This window comes from Alloalcanivorax mobilis (assembly GCF_002864685.1).
Lineage (GTDB): Bacteria > Pseudomonadota > Gammaproteobacteria > Pseudomonadales > Alcanivoracaceae > Alloalcanivorax > Alloalcanivorax mobilis.
In genome coordinates this window covers 23291-41970 of sequence record NZ_NMQZ01000015.1, presented here as the reverse complement: position 1 = coordinate 41970, position 18680 = coordinate 23291, and the positions used below count along the sequence as shown (strand labels likewise).

Annotated in this window: 15 protein-coding genes; 9 read left to right on the top strand and 6 right to left on the bottom strand. The window is 65.1% G+C overall.

From position 1 onward, the window contains the following. The first annotated feature begins 23 nt into the window (after positions 1-23). Both CGS25_RS09485 and CGS25_RS09480 read left to right on the top strand, forming a co-directional pair. Complete coding sequence (locus CGS25_RS09485) at positions 24-3308, top strand: carboxyl transferase domain-containing protein (RefSeq protein WP_101675310.1); 3285 nt, start codon at positions 24-26, stop codon at positions 3306-3308. Positions 3309-3331: 23 nt separating this feature from the next. Then, complete coding sequence (locus tag CGS25_RS09480) at positions 3332-5047, top strand: AMP-binding protein (RefSeq protein ID WP_101675309.1); 1716 nt, start codon at positions 3332-3334, stop codon at positions 5045-5047. A gap of 226 nt (positions 5048-5273) precedes the next feature. Here the strand turns inward: CGS25_RS09480 and CGS25_RS09475 are convergent, their stop codons facing one another. Beyond that, a complete protein-coding gene (locus CGS25_RS09475; protein ID WP_232802341.1) occupies positions 5274-6221 on the bottom strand; it encodes a 2-hydroxyacid dehydrogenase in 948 nt (315 codons plus the stop codon). A gap of 183 nt (positions 6222-6404) precedes the next feature. Here CGS25_RS09475 and CGS25_RS09470 point away from each other — a divergent pair, with 183 nt between their 5' ends. Then, positions 6405-7529: an aminotransferase class V-fold PLP-dependent enzyme gene (locus tag CGS25_RS09470; RefSeq protein ID WP_089034336.1), complete on the top strand. Its 1125-nt coding sequence runs from the start codon at positions 6405-6407 to the stop codon at positions 7527-7529. Between the two features lie 231 nt (positions 7530-7760). Next, complete coding sequence (locus tag CGS25_RS09465) at positions 7761-8213, top strand: DUF2147 domain-containing protein (protein ID WP_089034337.1); 453 nt, start codon at positions 7761-7763, stop codon at positions 8211-8213. 92 nt (positions 8214-8305) lie between these two features. Here the strand turns inward: CGS25_RS09465 and CGS25_RS09460 are convergent, their stop codons facing one another. Beyond that, positions 8306-8926, bottom strand: a complete 621-nt coding sequence (locus CGS25_RS09460; RefSeq protein WP_089034338.1) for a TetR/AcrR family transcriptional regulator — start codon at positions 8924-8926, stop codon at positions 8306-8308. 151 nt (positions 8927-9077) lie between these two features. On the opposite strand from CGS25_RS09460, the gene CGS25_RS09455 reads away from it, so the two are divergent. The 5 genes from CGS25_RS09455 to CGS25_RS09435 all read left to right on the top strand — a co-directional run bounded on the left by CGS25_RS09455 (position 9078) and on the right by CGS25_RS09435 (position 15384). Then, positions 9078-9902, top strand: coding sequence for an SDR family NAD(P)-dependent oxidoreductase (locus CGS25_RS09455; protein ID WP_089034339.1), 825 nt, complete (start codon positions 9078-9080; stop codon positions 9900-9902). A 21-nt stretch (positions 9903-9923) separates the two neighbouring features. Beyond that, positions 9924-10853 carry a ferritin family protein gene (locus CGS25_RS09450; RefSeq protein ID WP_089034340.1) on the top strand — a complete coding sequence of 310 codons (930 nt, stop codon included), beginning with the start codon at positions 9924-9926 and terminating at the stop codon, positions 10851-10853. A gap of 390 nt (positions 10854-11243) precedes the next feature. Then, positions 11244-12722, top strand: a complete 1479-nt coding sequence (locus CGS25_RS09445) for a flavin-containing monooxygenase (RefSeq protein ID WP_232802340.1) — start codon at positions 11244-11246, stop codon at positions 12720-12722. Between the two features lie 107 nt (positions 12723-12829). Beyond that, positions 12830-13687, top strand: coding sequence for a CHAD domain-containing protein (locus tag CGS25_RS09440; protein ID WP_089034342.1), 858 nt, complete (start codon positions 12830-12832; stop codon positions 13685-13687). Positions 13688-13881: 194 nt separating this feature from the next. Beyond that, positions 13882-15384 carry a flavin-containing monooxygenase gene (locus CGS25_RS09435; RefSeq protein ID WP_089034343.1) on the top strand — a complete coding sequence of 501 codons (1503 nt, stop codon included), beginning with the start codon at positions 13882-13884 and terminating at the stop codon, positions 15382-15384. A gap of 71 nt (positions 15385-15455) precedes the next feature. On the opposite strand, the gene CGS25_RS09430 is transcribed toward CGS25_RS09435, so the two are convergent. The 4 genes from CGS25_RS09430 to CGS25_RS09415 all read right to left on the bottom strand — a co-directional run bounded on the left by CGS25_RS09430 (position 15456) and on the right by CGS25_RS09415 (position 18644). Next, positions 15456-16358, bottom strand: coding sequence for an ATP-binding protein (locus tag CGS25_RS09430; protein ID WP_089034344.1), 903 nt, complete (start codon positions 16356-16358; stop codon positions 15456-15458). Between the two features lie 114 nt (positions 16359-16472). After that, on the bottom strand, positions 16473-16796 hold the full coding sequence (locus CGS25_RS09425; protein WP_101675307.1) for a hypothetical protein: 324 nt from the start codon (positions 16794-16796) through the stop codon (positions 16473-16475). A 118-nt stretch (positions 16797-16914) separates the two neighbouring features. Further along, positions 16915-17643 carry a glutathione S-transferase gene (locus CGS25_RS09420; protein WP_089034346.1) on the bottom strand — a complete coding sequence of 243 codons (729 nt, stop codon included), beginning with the start codon at positions 17641-17643 and terminating at the stop codon, positions 16915-16917. 80 nt (positions 17644-17723) lie between these two features. Further along, complete coding sequence (locus CGS25_RS09415) at positions 17724-18644, bottom strand: LysR family transcriptional regulator (RefSeq protein WP_101675306.1); 921 nt, start codon at positions 18642-18644, stop codon at positions 17724-17726. Positions 18645-18680 lie beyond the last annotated feature (36 nt).

Genomic DNA, 18680 nt, shown 5'->3' with positions numbered 1-18680 from the left:
ACACAACGGACAGGACGGAATCGATGCAGACAACAACAACGGCGAACGGCGCTAACGCGGCGCCGCCACCAGGGCCGCGCGTGCTGGTGGCCAACCGGGGCGAGATCGCCCTGCGGGTGATCCGCGCGGTGCATGAAACCGGCGGCCAGGCGGTGGCGGTGTACCCCGAGGACGACCGCGATTCCTTGCACGTGCGCCGCGCTGACCGGGCGCAAACCTTGCCCGGCGAAGGCGTGGCCGCCTACCTGGACGTGGCGGCGATCATCGACGCGGCCATCGTCTCTGGCTGCACGGCGGTGCATCCCGGCTATGGTTTTCTCAGTGAAAACGCGGAACTGGCGCGCGGCTGTGAGCGGGCCGGGCTGGTGTTCATCGGGCCGGCCCCGGAAACCCTGGAAATGCTGGGCGACAAAGCGCGCGCCCGCGCCTTCGCGGTGGCGCGGGGGGTGCCGGTGCTGCCCGGCACCGACGGCCCCACCACCCTGGCACAGGCGCGGACGTTCGCCGACGAACACGGCGCGGTGATGCTCACGGCCCTGGCCGGCGGCGGTGGGCGTGGCATGCGCGCGGTCACCGATCCGCACGATCTTGCCGAGGCGTTCGAGCGCTGTGGTTCGGAAGCGCGCGCGGCGTTCGGCAACGACGCCCTGTACGTGGAGCGGCTGGCGCGCCGGCCCCGCCACATCGAGATCCAGGTGGTCGGCGATGGCCACGCCGTGCAGCACCTGGGCGAACGGGACTGCAGCATTCAGCGCCGCCATCAGAAGCTGATTGAAGTGGCGCCCAGCCCGACCCTGGATGACGCCCTGCGCGCGCGCATTGTCGACGCCGCGATGCGGCTGGCGGCGGCGCTCGCCTACCGGGGCCTGGGCACCTTCGAATTCCTGGTCGATGGCGACGACTTCTTCTTTATGGAAGCCAACCCACGGCTGCAGGTGGAGCACACCGTCACCGAGCAGGTCACCGGCGTTGATCTGGTGGCCACCCAGTTGCGCATCGCCGCCGGCGCCAGCCTGGCGGGAGTGGGGCTGGCCGAGCCTCCGGTATTGCGCGGTTTCGCCATCCAGGCGCGCATCAATCTGGAATCGCTGGACGCCGACGGCGCGCCGCGCCCGAGCAGCGGCGTGATGGAATCGTTCGCCCCGCCCTCCGGGCCTGGCGTGCGCGTGGACACTTATGGCTACGCCGGTTACCGGGTCAGCCCTCGCTACGATTCGCTGATCGCCAAGGTGATCGGCCACGCCGGCGATTTCGTCAGCGCCGCGCGGCGTACCGCCTCGGCGCTGGCCGAGTTTGATGTCGGCGGCGTCGCCACCAACCTGGATCTTGCCCACGCCATCGTCACCGACACGGATTTTGTCGGCGGGCATTTTGATACCGACTTCATCAATGCGCATTTGCCAGATCTGCTCGCTCACCAACGGCCGGGCAACGGTACGGCGGCGCGGACCAACGACACCACCGATGAGCGCCATGAACAGACCATTCCGGAGGGCGCCAGCGCTGTATTGGTGGCGATGAGCGGTGTGGTGGTGCAGATCGAGGTCGCCCCCGGCGATGTCGTTGCCGCCGGCGCCACCATCGCCGTGGTGGAATCCATGAAGATGGAACACCCGGTGCGCGCCTCGCAATCAATGCGTGTTGATGCGGTGATCGCCGTGGTCGGCGACACCGTCGACGAAGGCGCCGTGTTTGCCTATGGCGTCCCCGCGCAGCACATTGAAACAGCCGATGGCGCAGTGAAGGCGCCAGACGACCAGGACTGGACAGCGGAAGTGGCGGAAATTGCCCGACGCCGCGAACGGGCGGCGGAGATGGGCGAGCCGGCGAAAGTCGAGCGGCAACGCGCGGCGGGAAAACTCACCGCCCGCGAGCGGGTGGAGGCCCTCTCGGACCCGGGCAGTTTCGGTGAAATCGGCGCGTTGACCGGCTTCGCCCGCTATGACGAAAGCGGCCAGGTGGTGGACATCTTGCCCGCCAATTTTATCGCGGGCACCGCGCGCATCGACGGGCGCCGGGTGGTGCTCGGCGTGGATGACTTTACCATTCGCGGCGGCTCCGGCGACGCCGCCATCCACAACAAACAGATCTTCGCCGAACGTTATGCCCGCGAGATGCGCTTGCCGATGGTGCGTTTGCTGGACGGCGCCAGCGGCGGCGGCAGCGTGAAAATGGTGCGCGAATCCGGCTTCACTTATGTGCCCGTCAACCCGGGCTGGGACGCGGTGGTCGACAACCTTTCCCTGGTGCCGGTGGTCGCGGCGGGGCTCGGGCCGACCGTGGGGCTCGGCGCGGCGCGGTTGGTCATGTCGCACTTCGCGGTGCTGGTGGAAGGCCTTGGCCAGCTGTTCACGGCGGGGCCTCCGGTGGTGCGCGGTGGCACTGGCGAAGACCTGAGCAAAGAGCAGCTCGGCGGCGCCGCCGTGCATCGTAACAATGGCTCCATAGAGCGGATCGTGCCCGACGAAAGAGCGGCGTTCGCCGCCATCCGCGGCTTCTTCAGCTACCTGCCCGGCAGCGTATTCGAGACCCCACCGGTGAGCGCCTGTGAAGACCCGGTGGATCGCCGGGAAGAAACGCTCTTGAACGCGGTGCCGCGAAATCAACGTCGACCTTACGCCATCGCCCCGATCCTGGAGGCGATCTTCGACACCGGTTCGGTGTTCCCCTACGCGGAGTACGGTGACAGCACCGTCACCGCGCTGGCCCGTCTTGATGGCCACCCGGTGGGCGTGATCACCACCGACCCCATGAAAGGCGCGGCCATGTCGGTGGAGGGCGCCCAGGCGGTAGGTCGCCTGGTGGATCTGTGCGAGACCTTTCATCTGCCGATCGTCAGTCTCACCGACCAGGCCGGGGTGAACATCGGCTCGGTGGCGGAAAGCCGGGCCACGATTCGCGCCGGCGCCAGGGCGATCGCCGCCGTCTACCAATCGCGCGTGCCGCAAGCCGAGATCATTCTGCGCCGGGTCTACGGCGTGGGCGGCGCCGGCATCATCAACCGGCACCGCGCCAGCCGCAGTTGGTCCTGGCCCTCCGGAGACTGGGGGTCGCTGCCCGCCCGGGGTGGCATTGAGGCCGCTTTCCGCGCCGAGATCGAGGCCAGCGACGATCCGCAGGCCAAGGTATCGCAGATCGCCGCCGAGCTTCAGGCGTTGTCGTCGCCGTTCCGCACCGCCGAGCATTTTGGCGTTCAGGATCTGATCGACCCGCGCGACAGCCGCGCCTTGCTGTGCGAATGGGTTCGCGACGCCTACCGGCGGCTGCCGGAACTGGTCGGTCCGCCGGCCTTTGGTGGCCGGCCATGAACGCCAGTGAGGAGGCAACACGGATGACTGAAGCGGAACTGACGCAGCGGCTGCGCGCCGAGGGCGAACTGGCCGTCGAGCGGCTCGATCACTGGGCGGCGCAAGCCGGCGAGCGGGTATTTTTCTATTACGGTGAAGACGACGTGGCGCTCACTTACGCCGACTTCGCCGCGCGCACCGATCACATCGCCGGCAATCTGGCCGCCCACGGCATTGGCCAGGGTGATCGGGTCAGCGTGTTCACCTTCAACCCGATGGTCAGCGCCCTGGCCATGTTCGCCATCTGGAAGGCCGGCGCGGTCTACTGCCCGATCAACTTCAGCTACCAGGGCCGGCTGCTCTCTTACCAGCTCAACGACACCGGGCCGAACCTGGTCATCACCGACCCGGCCCTGCTCGGCGCGCTCAACGCGGTGGCCGGCGATCTGCAACGGCTACCGGCGGTGTGCGTCTACCAGGCGCCCGAAGGGGCCCACGATCACACGCCGCGATGCGACCCGGTGGACCCGCGCTTCGCGGCCCTGGGCTGGGCCGCGCTTACCGCGCCGGCCCGGCGGCCGGCGGTGACGGTGGCCTACCACGACCCGGCCAACGTGATCTATACCTCGGGCACCACCGGCCCGGCCAAGGGCGTGGTGCAGCCGCACCGCTGGATGGCCCAATACACCTACAACCTGCGCCTGGCGCTGACCGGCGACGACGTGATCTACAACGACCTGCCCATGTACCACGTGGGCGGCGCCATCGCCAACGTGGTGCGCGCCGCCTGGGTGGGCTGCGAAGTGGCGGTGTGGAATCGCTTCAGCCCGTCGGCGTTCTGGGAGCGCATCGCCCGCCGTGGCGCCACCCGGGCGATCCTGCTGGACGTGATGATCCCCTGGCTGACCAAAGCTCCGGAAACCCCCGAGGACCGACACAACACCCTCAACAAGGTGCACATGCAGCCTTTGCCGGAGCACCACGCGGCGGTGGCCAAACGTTTCGGCTTCGACTTCGTCACCGCCGGTTTCGGGCAAACCGAATCCGGCGCGCCGCTGGCCATCGTCATCGAACAGACCCGGCAGGGAGAGGGCACGCCGCCGGAGCTGTACCGGGGCCGTTCCCACGCCGAGATCATCGCGCTGGCCCAGAATTCCGGCACGCCGGTGGTGAGCGGTGAACAGGCCAGCGTTAAGCGCTTGATGGGCCAGCCCTCGCCGTTCTTCGAAGTGGCCGTGCTCGACGAGCACGACAGCCGCTGCGCGGCCGGACAGCCCGGCCACCTGGCGGTGCGCCCCAAGCTGCCGGCGCTGATCATGCAGGAATATCTGGGCAAACCGGAGGCCACGGTCAAGGCCTGGAAGAACCTGTGGTTTCACACCGGCGACGCGGCGGTGCAGCACCAAGACGGCCAGTTCGCCTTCATCGACCGGCTCGGCGACCGCATCCGCGTGCGCGGCGAGAATCTGTCGTCGTTCCAGGTCGAGGACCTGCTGCACCAACACCCCTCGGTGGCGCTGGCGGCGGCCTTCGCGATCCCCGGCGAAGAGGGCGACGAGGACGACATCGTGGTCTGCGTGACCGCCGAAGAGGGCGCCAGCCTGAGCGAACAGGCCCTACACGATTACGCCGCGCAAACCATGCCCAAATACATGCGCCCACGCCACTTCCGCATCGTCGACGACATTCCCCGCACCCCCACCAACAAGATCGAAAAGTACAAACTGCGCGCGGCGATTGTTGCCGAGCTGGGGAAGTAAGAAGGGTGGAAAGTTAAAAGTTAAAAGTTAAAAGTTGAAAGTTGAAAGTTGAAAGTTGAAAGTTGAAAGTTGAAAGTTGAAAGCGGCTCCGCCGATAGGGCGAGTGCTTTCTGGTGGCAAGGAGTGTTTTGTCAGGGTCGCGGGCAGGGCCTTTTTCGTTCGGCGAATAGCCCTGACGCGCTTTTAACTTTTAACTTTTAACTTTCAACTTACACACTTTTAACCTTCAACTTCCTTTGCCCCCATAAACCAGATTCTGCAATTCCTCGCCGTTGGCGATGCGCCGCACCTGTTCGCGGAGAAAGCGCGCCAGGCGCGGTTTGAGGGCGTCGGAGCGGCCGCCCACGTGGGGGGTGATGAACACGCCCGGGGCGTCCCACAGCGGGTGGTCCTCGGGCAGGGGTTCCGGGTCGACCACGTCCAGGGCGGCGCGCAGGCGGCCGCTTTGCGTCTCGGCGAGCAGGGCGTCGGTGTCCACCACCGGGCCCCGGGCCACGTTGACGATCAGGGCGCCGTCCGGCAGCCGGGCGAGGAAATCCTGGTTGACCAGATGGTGGGTGCCGGCGTTGAGCGGCGTGATCAGCACCACGATGTCCGCGTTTGGCAGCAGCACCGGCAATTCGTCCACGCCGTGCACGTGGCCACGCTGGTCGTCGCGGGCGCGGCTGCCGACGCGGGTCAGTTCCACACCGAACGGCTGCAGCCGTTTGGCGATGGCTTCGCCGATGCCGCCGGCGCCGATCATCAGGACCTTGCGGTCCACCAGCCCGGGCGAGCCCAGCGGTTGCCAGCGGTGGGCGCTCTGGTCACGGGCGAAGCGGTCGAGTTGCCGTTGCGCGGTGAGCATCAGGCCCAGCGCCATTTCCGCGGTGCCGTCGGCGTGCAGCCCATAGGCGCTGGCCACCGCCGCGCCATGGCCGGCCTCGGCGAAACCGTCGTAACCGGTCGATTGGGTCTGGATCAGTTTCAGATTGGGCAGCGCCGCCAGCCGCTTGAGGCCGGCGCGGCCGGAGGGGTGATGGTAGACCACCGCGTCGATCTCTTGCGGACTCAGGCCCGCCGGCGCGTCCTTCAGATCCCAGACCGCCAGCTTCAGTGTGCCGGCCTGGTCCTTGACGGTATCCAGGTGCCATTGGGTTGGCAGCGTCAGGGTACGGATATTGAGGGTGGTCACGGGCAGCTCCGGGCATCGGGGTGAGGTTTCATTGTAGGGAGCGTCGGCACCGATGGAACAGGGAGGATCGCGTCGATGATTTGGCCACTCGCGCCGCCCCGGTGAGGTTTCAAGGCGGGCTGTTATACTCTATAACGGTGTTCCAAATTTCATACAGCGACCAATAAAAGCGGGAGAGTGTTTGTGTCTACCCTGGTGCCCGAAATCGATCCGGATGGCCTGCTGGAGTATTCCGTGGTGTTCACGGACCGCTCCCTGAACCATATGTCCCAGAGCTTCCAGCAGGTGATGCGGGATATTTCCACCACCTTGAAGCAGGCGTACAACGCCGCCGCCGTGGTGGTGGTGCCCGGCGGCGGCACCTACGGCATGGAAGCGGTGGCGCGCCAATTCGCCACCGGCAAACAGTGCCTGGTGATCCGCAACGGCTGGTTCAGCTACCGCTGGAGCCAGATTTTCGAAATGGGCTCGATCCCCGCTGCGGAAACCGTGCTCAAGGCGCGGCCGCTGTCCGATCAGCCGCAGTCGCCGTTCGCGCCGGCGCCGATTGAAGAGGTGGTCGCGGCGATTCACGAGCACAAGCCGGATCTGGTGTTCGCGCCCCATGTGGAAACCGCCTCCGGGCTGCTGCTGCCGGACGACTATCTGAACGCGGTGGCCGACGCCGTGCATGAGCATGGCGGTCTGTTCGTGCTCGACTGCATTGCCTCCGGTGCCCTGTGGGTGGATATGAAGGCGCGCGGCGTGGACATTCTGATCAGCGCCCCGCAGAAAGGCTGGAGCGCCTCGCCGTGCAGCGCTCTGGTGATGCTGGGCGAACAGGCCCTGGCGCGCATCGAGCAAACGCAGAGCACCAGCTTCGCCATCGACCTGCGCAAATGGCTGGGCATCATGCAGGCCTACGAGAACGGTGGCCACGCCTACCATGCCACCCTGCCCACCGACGCCCTGGCGCGCTTCCGCGACGCCATGGAAGAAACCCGCGCCGGCGGCTTCGAGGTGGCCCGCGCCAACCAGATCGAACTGGGTGGCCGGGTGCGCGCGCTGCTGGCCCGGCACGGCTACCCCAGTGTCGCCGCCGAAGGCTTCGAAGCGCCCGGCGTGGTGGTCAGCTACACCGCCGACGACGGCGTCCACAACGGCAGCAAGTTCGTTCAGCAGGGTCTGCAAACCGCCGCCGGCGTGCCGCTGATGTGCGACGAACCGGACGGTTTCAAGACCTTCCGTGTGGGCCTGTTCGGCCTCGACAAGCTTGGCAATATCGAGCGCACCGTGGCGGAACTGGAAGCGGCGTTGGGTAAGTTATAGGGCTGGACGCCGGACGCCGGACGCCGGACGCTAAGATCAAAACCCGCCGCTGAGGGCATTGCGGCTGCGCAAGTGTGCTTACAGTGCCCCGTGCCGTCGAGATACCGGGTTAAGCGTCTGGCGTCCAGCGTCCAGCGTCCGGCGTCTAGCGTCTAGCGTCTAGCGACAACCAGCCGCCATTTGTTTACCCTTTACCCTCTCGCAGATACGCAGTCACGAGAGGGAAAAACCATGATTCGACTTTTCACCGGCGCCGCCTTGCTGGCGCTGAGCCTGGGTGCCAGCGCGGCGGACGGCAACGACATCAACGGCGTCTGGCGGACCAAGGACGGCGGTTACGTGCAGATCTACCCGCAAGACGGCCACTGGGTCGGTACCGTGGTGGGGTCCCGCAGCGGCGAAGCCCGCTTTGACAAAAACAATCCGGATGAAAGTCTGCGCGGCCGCCGCCTGCTCGGCGTCACCGTGCTTACCGGCCTGGATTACGCCGGCGATGGCGAGTGGAGTAACGGCGAGATCTATTCGCCGGACAACGGTAAAACCTACAGCGCCAAAGCCACCCTGGACGGCGATGACCGCCTCGATGTGCGCGGCTACATCGGCATCAGCCTGATCGGCCGCAGCCAGAGCTGGCAGCGCGTTTCCGAGGACGCCCCGCACCTCGAAAAAAAGCTGCTGCACTGACCCGCCGGCGGTGCCCGGCCTTTCCTACGGCGGCGCTGTAGAAAGGTTTGTCTTTTGGTAGGAGAGGCCCGGCACCGACCTGACTGTTCCCTTCATCCTGCTCCCTGTTCCTTCCGCAATTCCCCTTCCACGAAATGCGCCACCATATCGCCCAGGCCTGAAACAAGGTCGTCGAAGCTGACGGTGGGGTTGGGGTCGGTGAGGTAGCGGATCACCGTGAATACGCCGCCGTTGATCATGATAAAACCCATCGCCGGTAAATTGCCCAGGCGCACCAGTTGCGGGTGGTGCATCACGTACTGCATGAGCAAATTCATCAGCAGACGGTTGATCGGTTCCATGTAATCCCGGGGCGCGAAATACGCCGCGTAGCTGAGATAGCGCAGATAACGGCCCTGGTCGCGTTCCAGCAACTCACGAAACCGCTGCAGCAGCTCGGCGATCATCGGCCGGATTTCCAAACGCACCAGTTGCGGTGTGAGCGGGCGCACCATATCGATCACTTCCGCCACCACATGCCGGTGCATGGCGTCGAACACCGCTTCCTTGTTGGCGAAATATTCGTACAGGGAGCCCACGCTGACGCCGGCCAGATCGGCGATGTGGCGGGTGGTGGTGCCCTCGATGCCGTTCTCCGCCAGGGAAATAAAACCCGCTTCGACGATTGCGCTGACCGTGGCTTTGGCGCGCGGTTGCTGCGGTTTACGGGGCATTGCCGTGGCTCTCCCGGGGCAACGGTGCGGCGCCAGGGCGCCGGGAATCCGAGTTGAATCCGAACAATCAGTCGGACTAACTTGCCATTAACGAATGTCACGGTCAACGGGTCATTGTCAGTCCCGTGCCGTGTTGGTGAGGTAGTGTCCTATGTCCAGCAGCAAGCTTTCCCAGGCCAGCCAGGCCGTGATCACCGGCGCCGGCAGCGGCATTGGCCGCGCCTTTGCCCTGGAGCTGGCGCGGCGTGGCGGCCGCGTGGTGTGCGCCGATCTCAACCCGGCCACCGCCGAGCAAACCGCCGCGCAAATTCGCGAACACGGCGCCGAGGCCCTGGCGGTGGCCTGCGATGTCTCGAAGTTGGAGCAGGTCGAGGCATTGGCCGAGGCCGCCGACGCGTTTTTCGGCGAGGCGCCGGATCTGGTTATCAACAACGCCGGCGTGGGTGCCGGCGGCAAGCGGGTCGGCGAAACGCCGATGGAAGACTGGCACTGGGTCATGGGCGTCAATATGTGGGGCGTGATCCACGGTTGCCACGTGTTCGCGCCGCGCCTGCAAGCCCGAGGCCGGGGCGGCATCATCAATGTCTGCTCCACCGCCAGCTTCGCGGCGGCGCCCAGCATGGGCCCCTACAACGCCAGCAAGGCGGCGGTATTGGCGCTCTCCGAAACCCTCGCCGCCGAATGCGCCGGCCGCGGCGTGACCGTCACCGCCCTGTGCCCAACGGTGGTCAAGACCAACATCTTTGCAAACGGCCGCATCGACGAGTCAGTCACGCCGCTGATGAACCGCTGGGTCGCCCTCACCGGCGTGTCCGCCGAGGGCGTCGCCAAAACCACCCTGAAAGCCCTGGATAAAGGTCAGCTCTATGTTCTGCCGCAGATCGACGCCCGTCTGATCTGGCGCGCCAAACGCTATCTGCCCGCCGCCTACGCGCGCGGAGCCGGCTTGCTGAGCCGGTTCACCGTAGCGTCCTGAATCACGCAAGGGAGAAACAACATGGCCTCCATCGATCTCGACAAAATGCTCGCCAAAATCAAGAGCAGCCAATGGGCGCTCGCCGACATTGACTGGGACGCCCCCGGCGCGGAGAAAATCACCGCCGAGCAATGGCCCAAACTGAAAGCCTTCATGGCCGATCTGATGTGGATCGAACACGTTGGCGCGCGCGGTTTCGCCGCCATGGCCAAAAAAGCCCCCAACGACACCCTCAAGCAGATCTACACCTACTTCCACGCCGAAGAGCAACGTCACGCCAACGCCGAAATGGCGCTGATGAAACGCTGGGGCATGCTCGACGGCGACCGGCTCCCCAAGCCCAATAAAAACCTGCGGCTGGTGATCGAATGGCTCGACCGCTACAGCGACGACATGCCCCTGGAAGTGCTCGGCTCAGTGATCCCGATGCTGGAGATCGCCCTGGACGGCGCCCTCTGTACCTTCCTTCTGGAAACCGTCGACGACCCGGTCTGCCACCAGGCGTTCGCCCGCATCAACGACGACGAATCCCGGCATCTCGGCGTCGGCTTCCACGTGCTCGAAATGCAAGGCCACGGCGACACCTACATCAAGGTCCTGAAAGCCATCGGCACCCTGATGGACCCGCGCCTGATTCTCGGCATCGCCTCCTACGTGCCGCTGCTCAACCGCATGCGCGACAACATCATCGACATGGGCCTCGGCGAAGAACGCCTGTACGCCGCGATGAAGAAATTCGAACGCATCGGCGGCCGCACCGCCGACGGTCGCCGCAATCCCTGGTACCAGATCATCAGCCGCCACGGCCGCCTGGTGGTCAACCGCGACCACCGTCTCTACCACGCGCCGGTGGACGCCATGGTCCGGCTTACCAATCGGATTCCTGACCGCGTGATGCCTTCGCGGGTGCCGACGTGGGTTAAGGGCATCACTTATAAGCCAGTGGTTTGACGGCGCCGTGGTGTCGGCGCCGTGGTGGGCCGCAATGCGGCGTTGCCGTGTTCGCTTGTGTAGTGGTACTACACGGCGCTCACGGCGCCTTGCCTTGCGACCCACCACGGCACCTTGTCGGGGCTCGCGGCTTTGCCGCTTTGCGGGGCGGCACCTCGGCGCTGGGGTGGGCTCGCGGCTTCGCCGCTTTGCGGGCGGATGTGATTTCGGGTTTGAGATGATGAATTGGATAGGACGTTGATGATGAGTGAGCAGGATAAGAGCCAGCTAACGGAGGAGGCGGTGGCTAACAAACCAACCGCTAAGAAGGCGACGGTGAAGAAGGCCGCGACGCGCCGCAAGACCGTGGCGAAGAAAGCCGTCGTTAAAAAGCCGGCGCGGAAAAAGTCCGTGGCGAGGCGCGTTGATAAGCCGGCGTCGGTGTTGATCGTGGGGGCCGGTTTCGCCGGGTTGGGCATGGCGATTCGGTTGAAGCAGGCGGGCATCGAGGATTTTGTGATTCTGGAGCGCGCCAATCAGGTGGGCGGCACCTGGCGGGACAATACCTACCCGGGGGCGGCGTGTGATATTCCGTCCAATTTGTATTCGTATTCTTTCGCGCCGAATCCGGGCTGGTCGCGCAGTTTTTCCGGCAGCGATGAAATTCTGGGTTACATCCACCATCTGGTCAGCGCCTTCGGTCTGAGCAGGCACATCCGCTTCAACCAGAATGTCAGCGCTCTGACCTTCGACGAACAGGCCGGCCTGTGGCTGGCGGCCGTGGAAGGGGGCAGGACGGTTCAGGCGCGCGCGGCGGTGATGGCTCAGGGGCCGTTGTCCAACGCCGCCTTTCCCGACATCGACGGCCTGGATACGTTTCAAGGTAAAAAGATTCACAGCGCTCGCTGGGATCACGACTACGATTTCAGCGGCCAGCGCGTGGCGGTGATTGGCACCGGCGCCAGCGCCGTGCAGATCGTGCCCGAGCTGGCCGGGCGGGTGAAATCCCTGAAGGTGTTCCAACGTACGCCCGCCTGGGTGATCCCACGTCCGGATTTTAAAACGCCGCGCTGGAATCAGCGCTTGTTCGCGAAGGTGCCGGCCAGCCAGAAGGCGGTGCGCAAGGCCCTGTTCTGGACTCATGAAACCATGGCTCTGGCGGTGATTTGGAATTCGCCGCTGACACGCCTGGCCGAGCGCCTGGCGCTGGGGCATTTGCGCAATCAGGTGAAAGATGACTGGATGCGCCGCCAACTGACGCCGGATTTCCGCATTGGCTGTAAGCGGGTGTTGGTGTCCAACGATTATTACCCGGCCCTGCAACGGGACAACGCGCAACTGATCACCTGGCCAATCGCGCGGCTGGCGCCCAATGGCATCCGCACCTCCGATGGCGTGGAGCATCAATGCGACTGCATTGTGTTCGCCACTGGTTTCGATGTTCCCAAGGCGGGCACGCCGTTTCCGATTCGCGGCTTGCAGGGCCGTGAGCTGGGTGAAGAATGGGCCACCGGCGCCCAGGCTTATAAGAGCATCAATGTGGCCGGCTACCCGAACCTGTTCTTCACTTTCGGCCCCAACTCCGGACCGGGCCACAATTCGGCGCTGGTGTATATGGAATCGCAGCTCGATTACGCGGTGCGCGCGATTGGCCGGATTCTCGGCGACAACCTGAAAATGCTCGACGTTAAAGAGGACGTACAGGCGCGCTACAACAGGCACATCCAGAAGCGGCTCGCCAAAACCAACTGGAACTCCGGGTGCAAAAGCTGGTACCTCACCGAAGACGGTTTCAACGCCACCATGTACCCGGGCTTCGCCAGCCAATACCAGCGGCAGATGGCGGACGTGAACTGGGCGGACTACCAGCAGATTCCGGCGTCGGGGTGATCGCCGGCGGTTCGTGCTCCGCGGCTGTCACTTACATGTCACGGTGATTGCGCTGGCGAACTTGCATAATCGGGCCCTGATTATTTGGCCGCCCGGAGATTTCCCCGATGAGCAAGAGCCCGGTTATCGAATCCCAGCGTTTGCCCCGTTTGCTGGACGCCGCCCGTGCCTGTAACGAGACCGCGCTGGCGCAACTGCGGGTGAGCGGACGGCTCAGTCCCGGTCAGGTTCACGACACCCGGGTGGCGAGCAAGAAACTGCGCGCCTTGTGGCGTTTGATGGCGACGTTGGGGCACGACAAGAACGCCGCCCGCCGTGATAAAGCGCTTAAGCGCGCGGCGGCGGCGCTGTCGCCATCCCGGGACGCGCAAGTGGCCGGCGACACCCTGGAGCGGCTGGCGGCGGCCAGCCATCGGCAGTTCGAACAGCAGGCATTGCGGCAAATAGCGCAACAGCTGCGCGAGAACGGCCCGGCCAGCACCATGCCGGACAAGCCGGCGGATCTCGAGGGCGTGTTCGAAACCGGGTTGACGCTGTGGAGTGAGCTGAACGTGGATGCCACCGGGGCAGAGGTGGGCGAGGCGCTTGCCCGGCAGTACGCCCTCGGCCGCCGCCTTCTGGAGCAGGCCCGCGAACGCGACGATGAACAGAGCTGGCACCGTTTCCGCAAAGGGACGAAGTTCTTGCTTTACCAGCTTGAGGCATTGGATGAGCCGGAACTGGATACGTTGCCGTTAAGAGGCCTGCGCAAGCTCGGCAAACGCCTGGGGGACATGCACGATCTGCACATGGTCAATGGGCTGCTACGCCGGCATGCCAGGCAAGCCGAGGAGCGCGAGCCCTTTGTGATCGCCCGTCAGGTGGTGAGCCGCCATGAGGCGCGCCTGCGCGAAGACGTGGAGCAACGCGCGCGTCGGTTGTTCGCGCTCAAGCCCAAGATTTTTCTGCGCCATCTGAACGCCTGAACTGGCGCCGGCCCGTCTTGTCTGGCCGCTTGCGCCAGCGGATTGGCCCTGGCGCCACGCGAACGTCCCGTTTTGACCTTCCTGCCGGCGCTCCGTCGCTGCATCATGGCCCTTAATGAATGTTGCCATTGGGCGATGTAATGCTTTCCCTTCTAACGGAAGGGGACCAGGCGGCCAGCGAGCCGGAGGTAGCAATGTCCGAGAACCATTTTGATGTCCTGATTATCGGCGCCGGCCTGAGTGGCATTGGCGCCGCCTGCCATCTGAGCCGTCACTGCCCGGATCGAAGCTTCGCGATTCTGGAGCGCCGCCAGCGCATGGGCGGCACCTGGGACCTGTTCCGTTACCCGGGTATCCGTTCCGATTCCGACATGTACACCCTGGGTTACAACTTCCGCCCCTGGACCGAGCCCAAGGTGCTGGCCGACGGCCCCTCGATTCGCCAGTACATCGTCGACACCGCCCGCGATTACCGGGTCGAGGACAAGGTACGTTACGGCTTGAAGATGACCAGCGCCGAATGGTCCTCGCAGGACAACCGGTGGACCGTCACGGTGGAAGAGGAAGAGAGTGGCGAAACCCGGCGCTACACTTGTGATTTCCTGTTCAGCTGCACCGGCTATTACAACTACGACGCCGGTTACACTCCGGATTTCCCCGGCGTGGACGATTTCAAGGGCCAGGTGGTGCATCCGCAGACCTGGCCGGAAGGCCTCGACTACAGCGGCAAGAAAGTGGTGGTGATCGGCAGTGGCGCCACCGCCGTTACCCTGGTGCCGGCAATGGCCGAGCAGGCCGCCCACGTCACCATGTTGCAGCGCTCGCCCACCTACATCGCCACGGTGCCCGAGAAAGATCCGATTTCCGTGAAGCTGCGTCGCTTCCTGCCGGAGATGGCGGTGTACCGCATCGCCCGTGCCCGCAACATCGCCTTGCAGCGGCTGGTGTTCAAGCTGTCCAAGCAGCGCCCCAAACTGATGCGCCGTGCTTTGTTGGGCGCCGCCCGTCGCCAGTTGGGCAAGGACTTCGACATGAAACACTTCTCGCCCAGCTACAACCCCTGGGACGAGCGGCTGTGCGCGGTGCCCAACGGGGATCTGTTCAAGGTGCTCAAACGGGGCGGCGCGTCCATCGTCACCGACCACATCGACACCTTCACCGAAAACGGCATCCGCCTGAAATCCGGCAATGAACTGGAAGCGGACATCATCATCACCGCCACCGGTCTGGATCTGCAATTGCTCGGTGGCGCCAGCCTCAGTGTGGACGGCGAAGCGATGGCGCCGCGCGATCTGCTGGTCTACAAGGGCATCATGCTGCGCGACATCCCCAACATGGCGCTGGTGTTCGGCTACACCAACGCTTCCTGGACTCTGAAAGCGGATCTTGCCGCCGAGTACGTCTGCCGCCTGCTCAATCACATGCGCAAGCGTGGCATCAGCCGGGTCACCCCGCGCGACAACGACGACTGCGCCGTTGACGATACCTTCCTGGGCCTGCAATCGGGCTACGTGCAGCGCGCCGCCGACCGCCTGCCCCGGCAGGGCAAGAAAGCCCCCTGGCAGGTGCTCAATAATTACCTGCGCGACCTGCCCGCGCTGCGCTACGGCAGCCTCAACGACGACGCCCTGGAATTCGTGGAAGCCGACAACGGTGCCCGCAAACGGCGTGGTCTTACCGCGATTCTGCGCGGTTAACGTGGGGACAGTTGCAAGCTGCAAGCTGCAAGCTGCAAGGGGCCAGGATTTTTGTAGCTTGTAGCTTGCCCCTATGATTTCCTGCCCGCATAGTCCCGCGCGAACTGCCAGGCGATGCGGCCGCTGCGGGCACCGCGGGTGCGGGCCCAGAGCAGGGCCTGGTCGGTGGCGGCGTCGATTTCGCTGTCGCTGGCGCCGAAATGTTTCATCCATTGCGCCACCGCGGCCAGGTAGTCGTTCTGGGTGAACGGGTGAAAGCTCAGCCACAGGCCGAACCGTTCCGAGAGCGACACTTTTTCCTCGGTGGTGTCGCCAGGATGAATTTCGCCGTTTTCTCCGGGGCGGGCTTCCAGGTTCTCGCTCATTTTCTCCGGCAGCAAATGGCGGCGGTTGGACGTGGCGTAGATCAGCAGGTTGGGCGCGGCGCCGGTGAGCGAGCCGTCGAGGGCGGTTTTCAGGGCCTTGTAACCGCTTTCGCCTTCCTCGAAGGAAAGGTCGTCGCAGAACAGGATAAAACGCTCCGGGCGGTGGCGGATCAGGTTCACCAGCAGGCGCAGATCCGCCAGGTCGTCCTTGTCGATTTCGATCAGGCGCAGCCCCTGGTCGTGGAAACGCTCCAGGCAGGCTTTCACCAGGGAAGATTTGCCAGTGCCACGGGCGCCGGTGAGCAGCACATTGTTGGCGGGCTTGCCGTTAACGAACTGGCGCGTATTGCGTTCGATGGCGATGCTCTGCCGGTCCACATTGCGCAGGTCTTCGAAGCGGATCAGCGCCGGCTCCGGCACCGCTTCCAGATGGCCGCCGCCGAACGGCCCACCGCCGCGTTCCCAGCGATAGGCCGGTGCGTCGCCGGGCCAGGCCACCACCGGCCCGCCCGTGGCCCGCTCCAGGGCCACCGCGATGCGGTCCAGACGCTCCAGGAGTTCGGGCAGCAGGTGGTTGGCGGTATCGGGGGTGGCGGGGGGCTGGCTCATGAGCGCTCCGGTACGGACAAAGGGGTGGATGAACCGCCTATGATCTCGTAGCCGGGCGCCGCTGTCTTGCGGGAAATCGACATTGTGTAACGCGAAGCGTGGTTGGCGGAACGATCAGTTTTTCCAGTCGTCGTCTTCGTCGGGCTGCTTGATGTCCGGCTCAAAAGCGCGCTGGCCATCGTCCAGGGTGACGCTGTCGCCGACTTTCAGATCGCCGTGGCTGTCCAGCCGTTTGCCGGTTTCCGGGTCGATGATGGCCGCCACCTTGCCGTAACTGGTGCCGTCTTTGTAGGCGTCCACGGTGACTCGTACCACCTGGCCCCGATGACGGGCGGAGAGCACGCTGCCGGCGTGTGGGTCGGCGTAATCGTTCGGGTCCTTGGCGTAGTGATCGCGAACGCTGGCGTCGCCAGGGGCATCCCAATTGACGTGTTTCATGCGGCCTCCTTGCAGGGTTGGAGAGAGAGTCGGGTGCGGACCTTGAGCGTGCGCGTGGGCGGCGTGCCGGGCAAGCGCCGGGCGCGCCGCAATTGCAAAGCTTTGTCAGACGGCGGCGTCAGCCGTCCAGCTCCGGGTAGTGGCGGAAGATCCCGTCTTCATTGAAGGGCAGCCGCCGGTCGGATTCCAGATAGGCCTGGATGCGCGGGCGCGCGGCGACCCGCTCGGCCAGGGCGTCCACCTTGGGCAGCGCCTCCTGCTGCGCCGCCATCGCCTTGGGAAAGGCGTAGCGCAAACCGCTGATCACCTGGAACAGGGACAAATCCACATAGCTGTGGGCGTCGCCCACCAGCCAGTCCGGGCCGGCCGGATTTTGTTCCAGCACCTGCTCGAAGTAGCCCAGAAAACGGGGCAGCCGTTCGTCACGCAGTATCTGGCTGCGGCGCAGGGCCTCGTCTTTCTGATCCTGATAGTAGAGCGAAGCGGCGATCGGATGGTGGCAGTCGTGAATCTCGGCGACCAGGTCGGTGATCGTCAGTTGCAGGCCGTGGGCCCAGTAGCGGCAGGCTTCATCGTCGGGCACCAGCGCCAGGCGCGGCCCCAGGTACTGCAGGATGTTGGCGACATGGGAAATCACCAGCTCGCCGGCTTTCAGAAACGGCGGCGCGAAAGGCGGCCGGGGGGTGGCATCGCCGTCCAGGTAGCTGACGATGGCGGGCACGCCCAGCTCATCGGCTTCGCTGCCGTTGCCCACGTCCAGGTAGTCGGCGCCCGCGTCTTCCAGGGCCAGGCGGACAAACTCCCCGCGTCCCTGAATGGTCGGCCAGTAGAACAGTTCGTAGCGCATGCTTGCCTCCTGTCCCCAGTCGTTAGACGGTAGGCCAACCGGAGCGCGCTGACAAATGGCAAAAATTTTTCAGCGGCTCCTTAGCGGCGCTCGGGATCGGCGATCAGGCCCGGGTAGGCGCGCAGGGTGGCGCTGAGCCACTCAATGAATACCTTGACCTTGCTGGAGAGATGGCGATTGTGCGGATACACCACCGACAGCGGCGTGGGGGCCGGGCGGTATTCCGGCAGCACCTCCACCAACTGGCCGGCGAGCAGGTGTTCGTGCACGCCATACAGCGGAATCTGGGCCAGCCCGAAACCGGCCACCGCGGCGGCGGTGTAGGCGTCGGCGTTGTCCACGGTGAGGCGTCCGCCGAGCTGTAACTGATGGGTTTCGCCGTTCTCGCGGTACTCCCACGGCAGCGGCCGGCCGGTGCGCCCGGAGTGGTAATTGATCACCTGGTGGGTGGCCAGATCCGTCGGCGTTGTCGGCGTGCCGAAGCGGGCCAGATAATCCGGCGACGCACAGCTGATCTCCACCATATAACCCAGCCGCCGCGCCACCAGCGAGGAATCCGGCAGGGGCCCGGCGCGCAGCGCGCAATCCACCCCTTCCTGAATCAGGTCCACCGGCCGGTCATTGACGCCCAGCTCCAGGTCGATCAATGGGTAGCGCGCGCAGAAGGCGGGCAGCGCCGGCAGGATCACCTTGCGGGTGGGTGGGCCGGGCAGGCTGACCTTGAGACGCCCGGCCGGTTCATGGCGGTCGGTGAGCATCGCCTCGGCGTCCGCCAGGTCTTCCAGCAGCGTCAGGCAACGCTCGTAATAGGCGCCGCCGTCCAGGGTCAGAGAGACCTGGCGGGTGGTGCGGTGCAGCAGCCGCACCCCCAGATGGGCCTCCAGTTGTTGCACCGAGGTGGTGACCGTGGCGCGGGGCATTTCCAGGGTTTCCGCGGCGCGGGTAAAGCTGCCCGCTTCCACCACCCGGGTGAACACCTGCATGGCCTTGATGCGATCCATGATGGCTCCGTCATTGTTCAGAAATATGAATGGAGT

Coding starts and splice junctions, on each gene's coding strand:
- CGS25_RS09420 (WP_089034346.1), bottom strand. CDS start 17,643: ATGCGCTACGAACTGTTCTACTGGCCGACCATTCAGGGACGCGGGGAG.
- CGS25_RS09440 (WP_089034342.1), top strand. CDS start 12,830: ATGAGCAAGAGCCCGGTTATCGAATCCCAGCGTTTGCCCCGTTTGCTG.
- CGS25_RS09465 (WP_089034337.1), top strand. CDS start 7,761: ATGATTCGACTTTTCACCGGCGCCGCCTTGCTGGCGCTGAGCCTGGGT.
- CGS25_RS09455 (WP_089034339.1), top strand. CDS start 9,078: ATGTCCAGCAGCAAGCTTTCCCAGGCCAGCCAGGCCGTGATCACCGGC.
- CGS25_RS09460 (WP_089034338.1), bottom strand. CDS start 8,926: ATGCCCCGTAAACCGCAGCAACCGCGCGCCAAAGCCACGGTCAGCGCA.
- CGS25_RS09415 (WP_101675306.1), bottom strand. CDS start 18,644: ATGGATCGCATCAAGGCCATGCAGGTGTTCACCCGGGTGGTGGAAGCG.
- CGS25_RS09430 (WP_089034344.1), bottom strand. CDS start 16,358: ATGAGCCAGCCCCCCGCCACCCCCGATACCGCCAACCACCTGCTGCCC.
- CGS25_RS09485 (WP_101675310.1), top strand. CDS start 24: ATGCAGACAACAACAACGGCGAACGGCGCTAACGCGGCGCCGCCACCA.
- CGS25_RS09450 (WP_089034340.1), top strand. CDS start 9,924: ATGGCCTCCATCGATCTCGACAAAATGCTCGCCAAAATCAAGAGCAGC.
- CGS25_RS09435 (WP_089034343.1), top strand. CDS start 13,882: ATGTCCGAGAACCATTTTGATGTCCTGATTATCGGCGCCGGCCTGAGT.
- CGS25_RS09480 (WP_101675309.1), top strand. CDS start 3,332: ATGACTGAAGCGGAACTGACGCAGCGGCTGCGCGCCGAGGGCGAACTG.
- CGS25_RS09425 (WP_101675307.1), bottom strand. CDS start 16,796: ATGAAACACGTCAATTGGGATGCCCCTGGCGACGCCAGCGTTCGCGAT.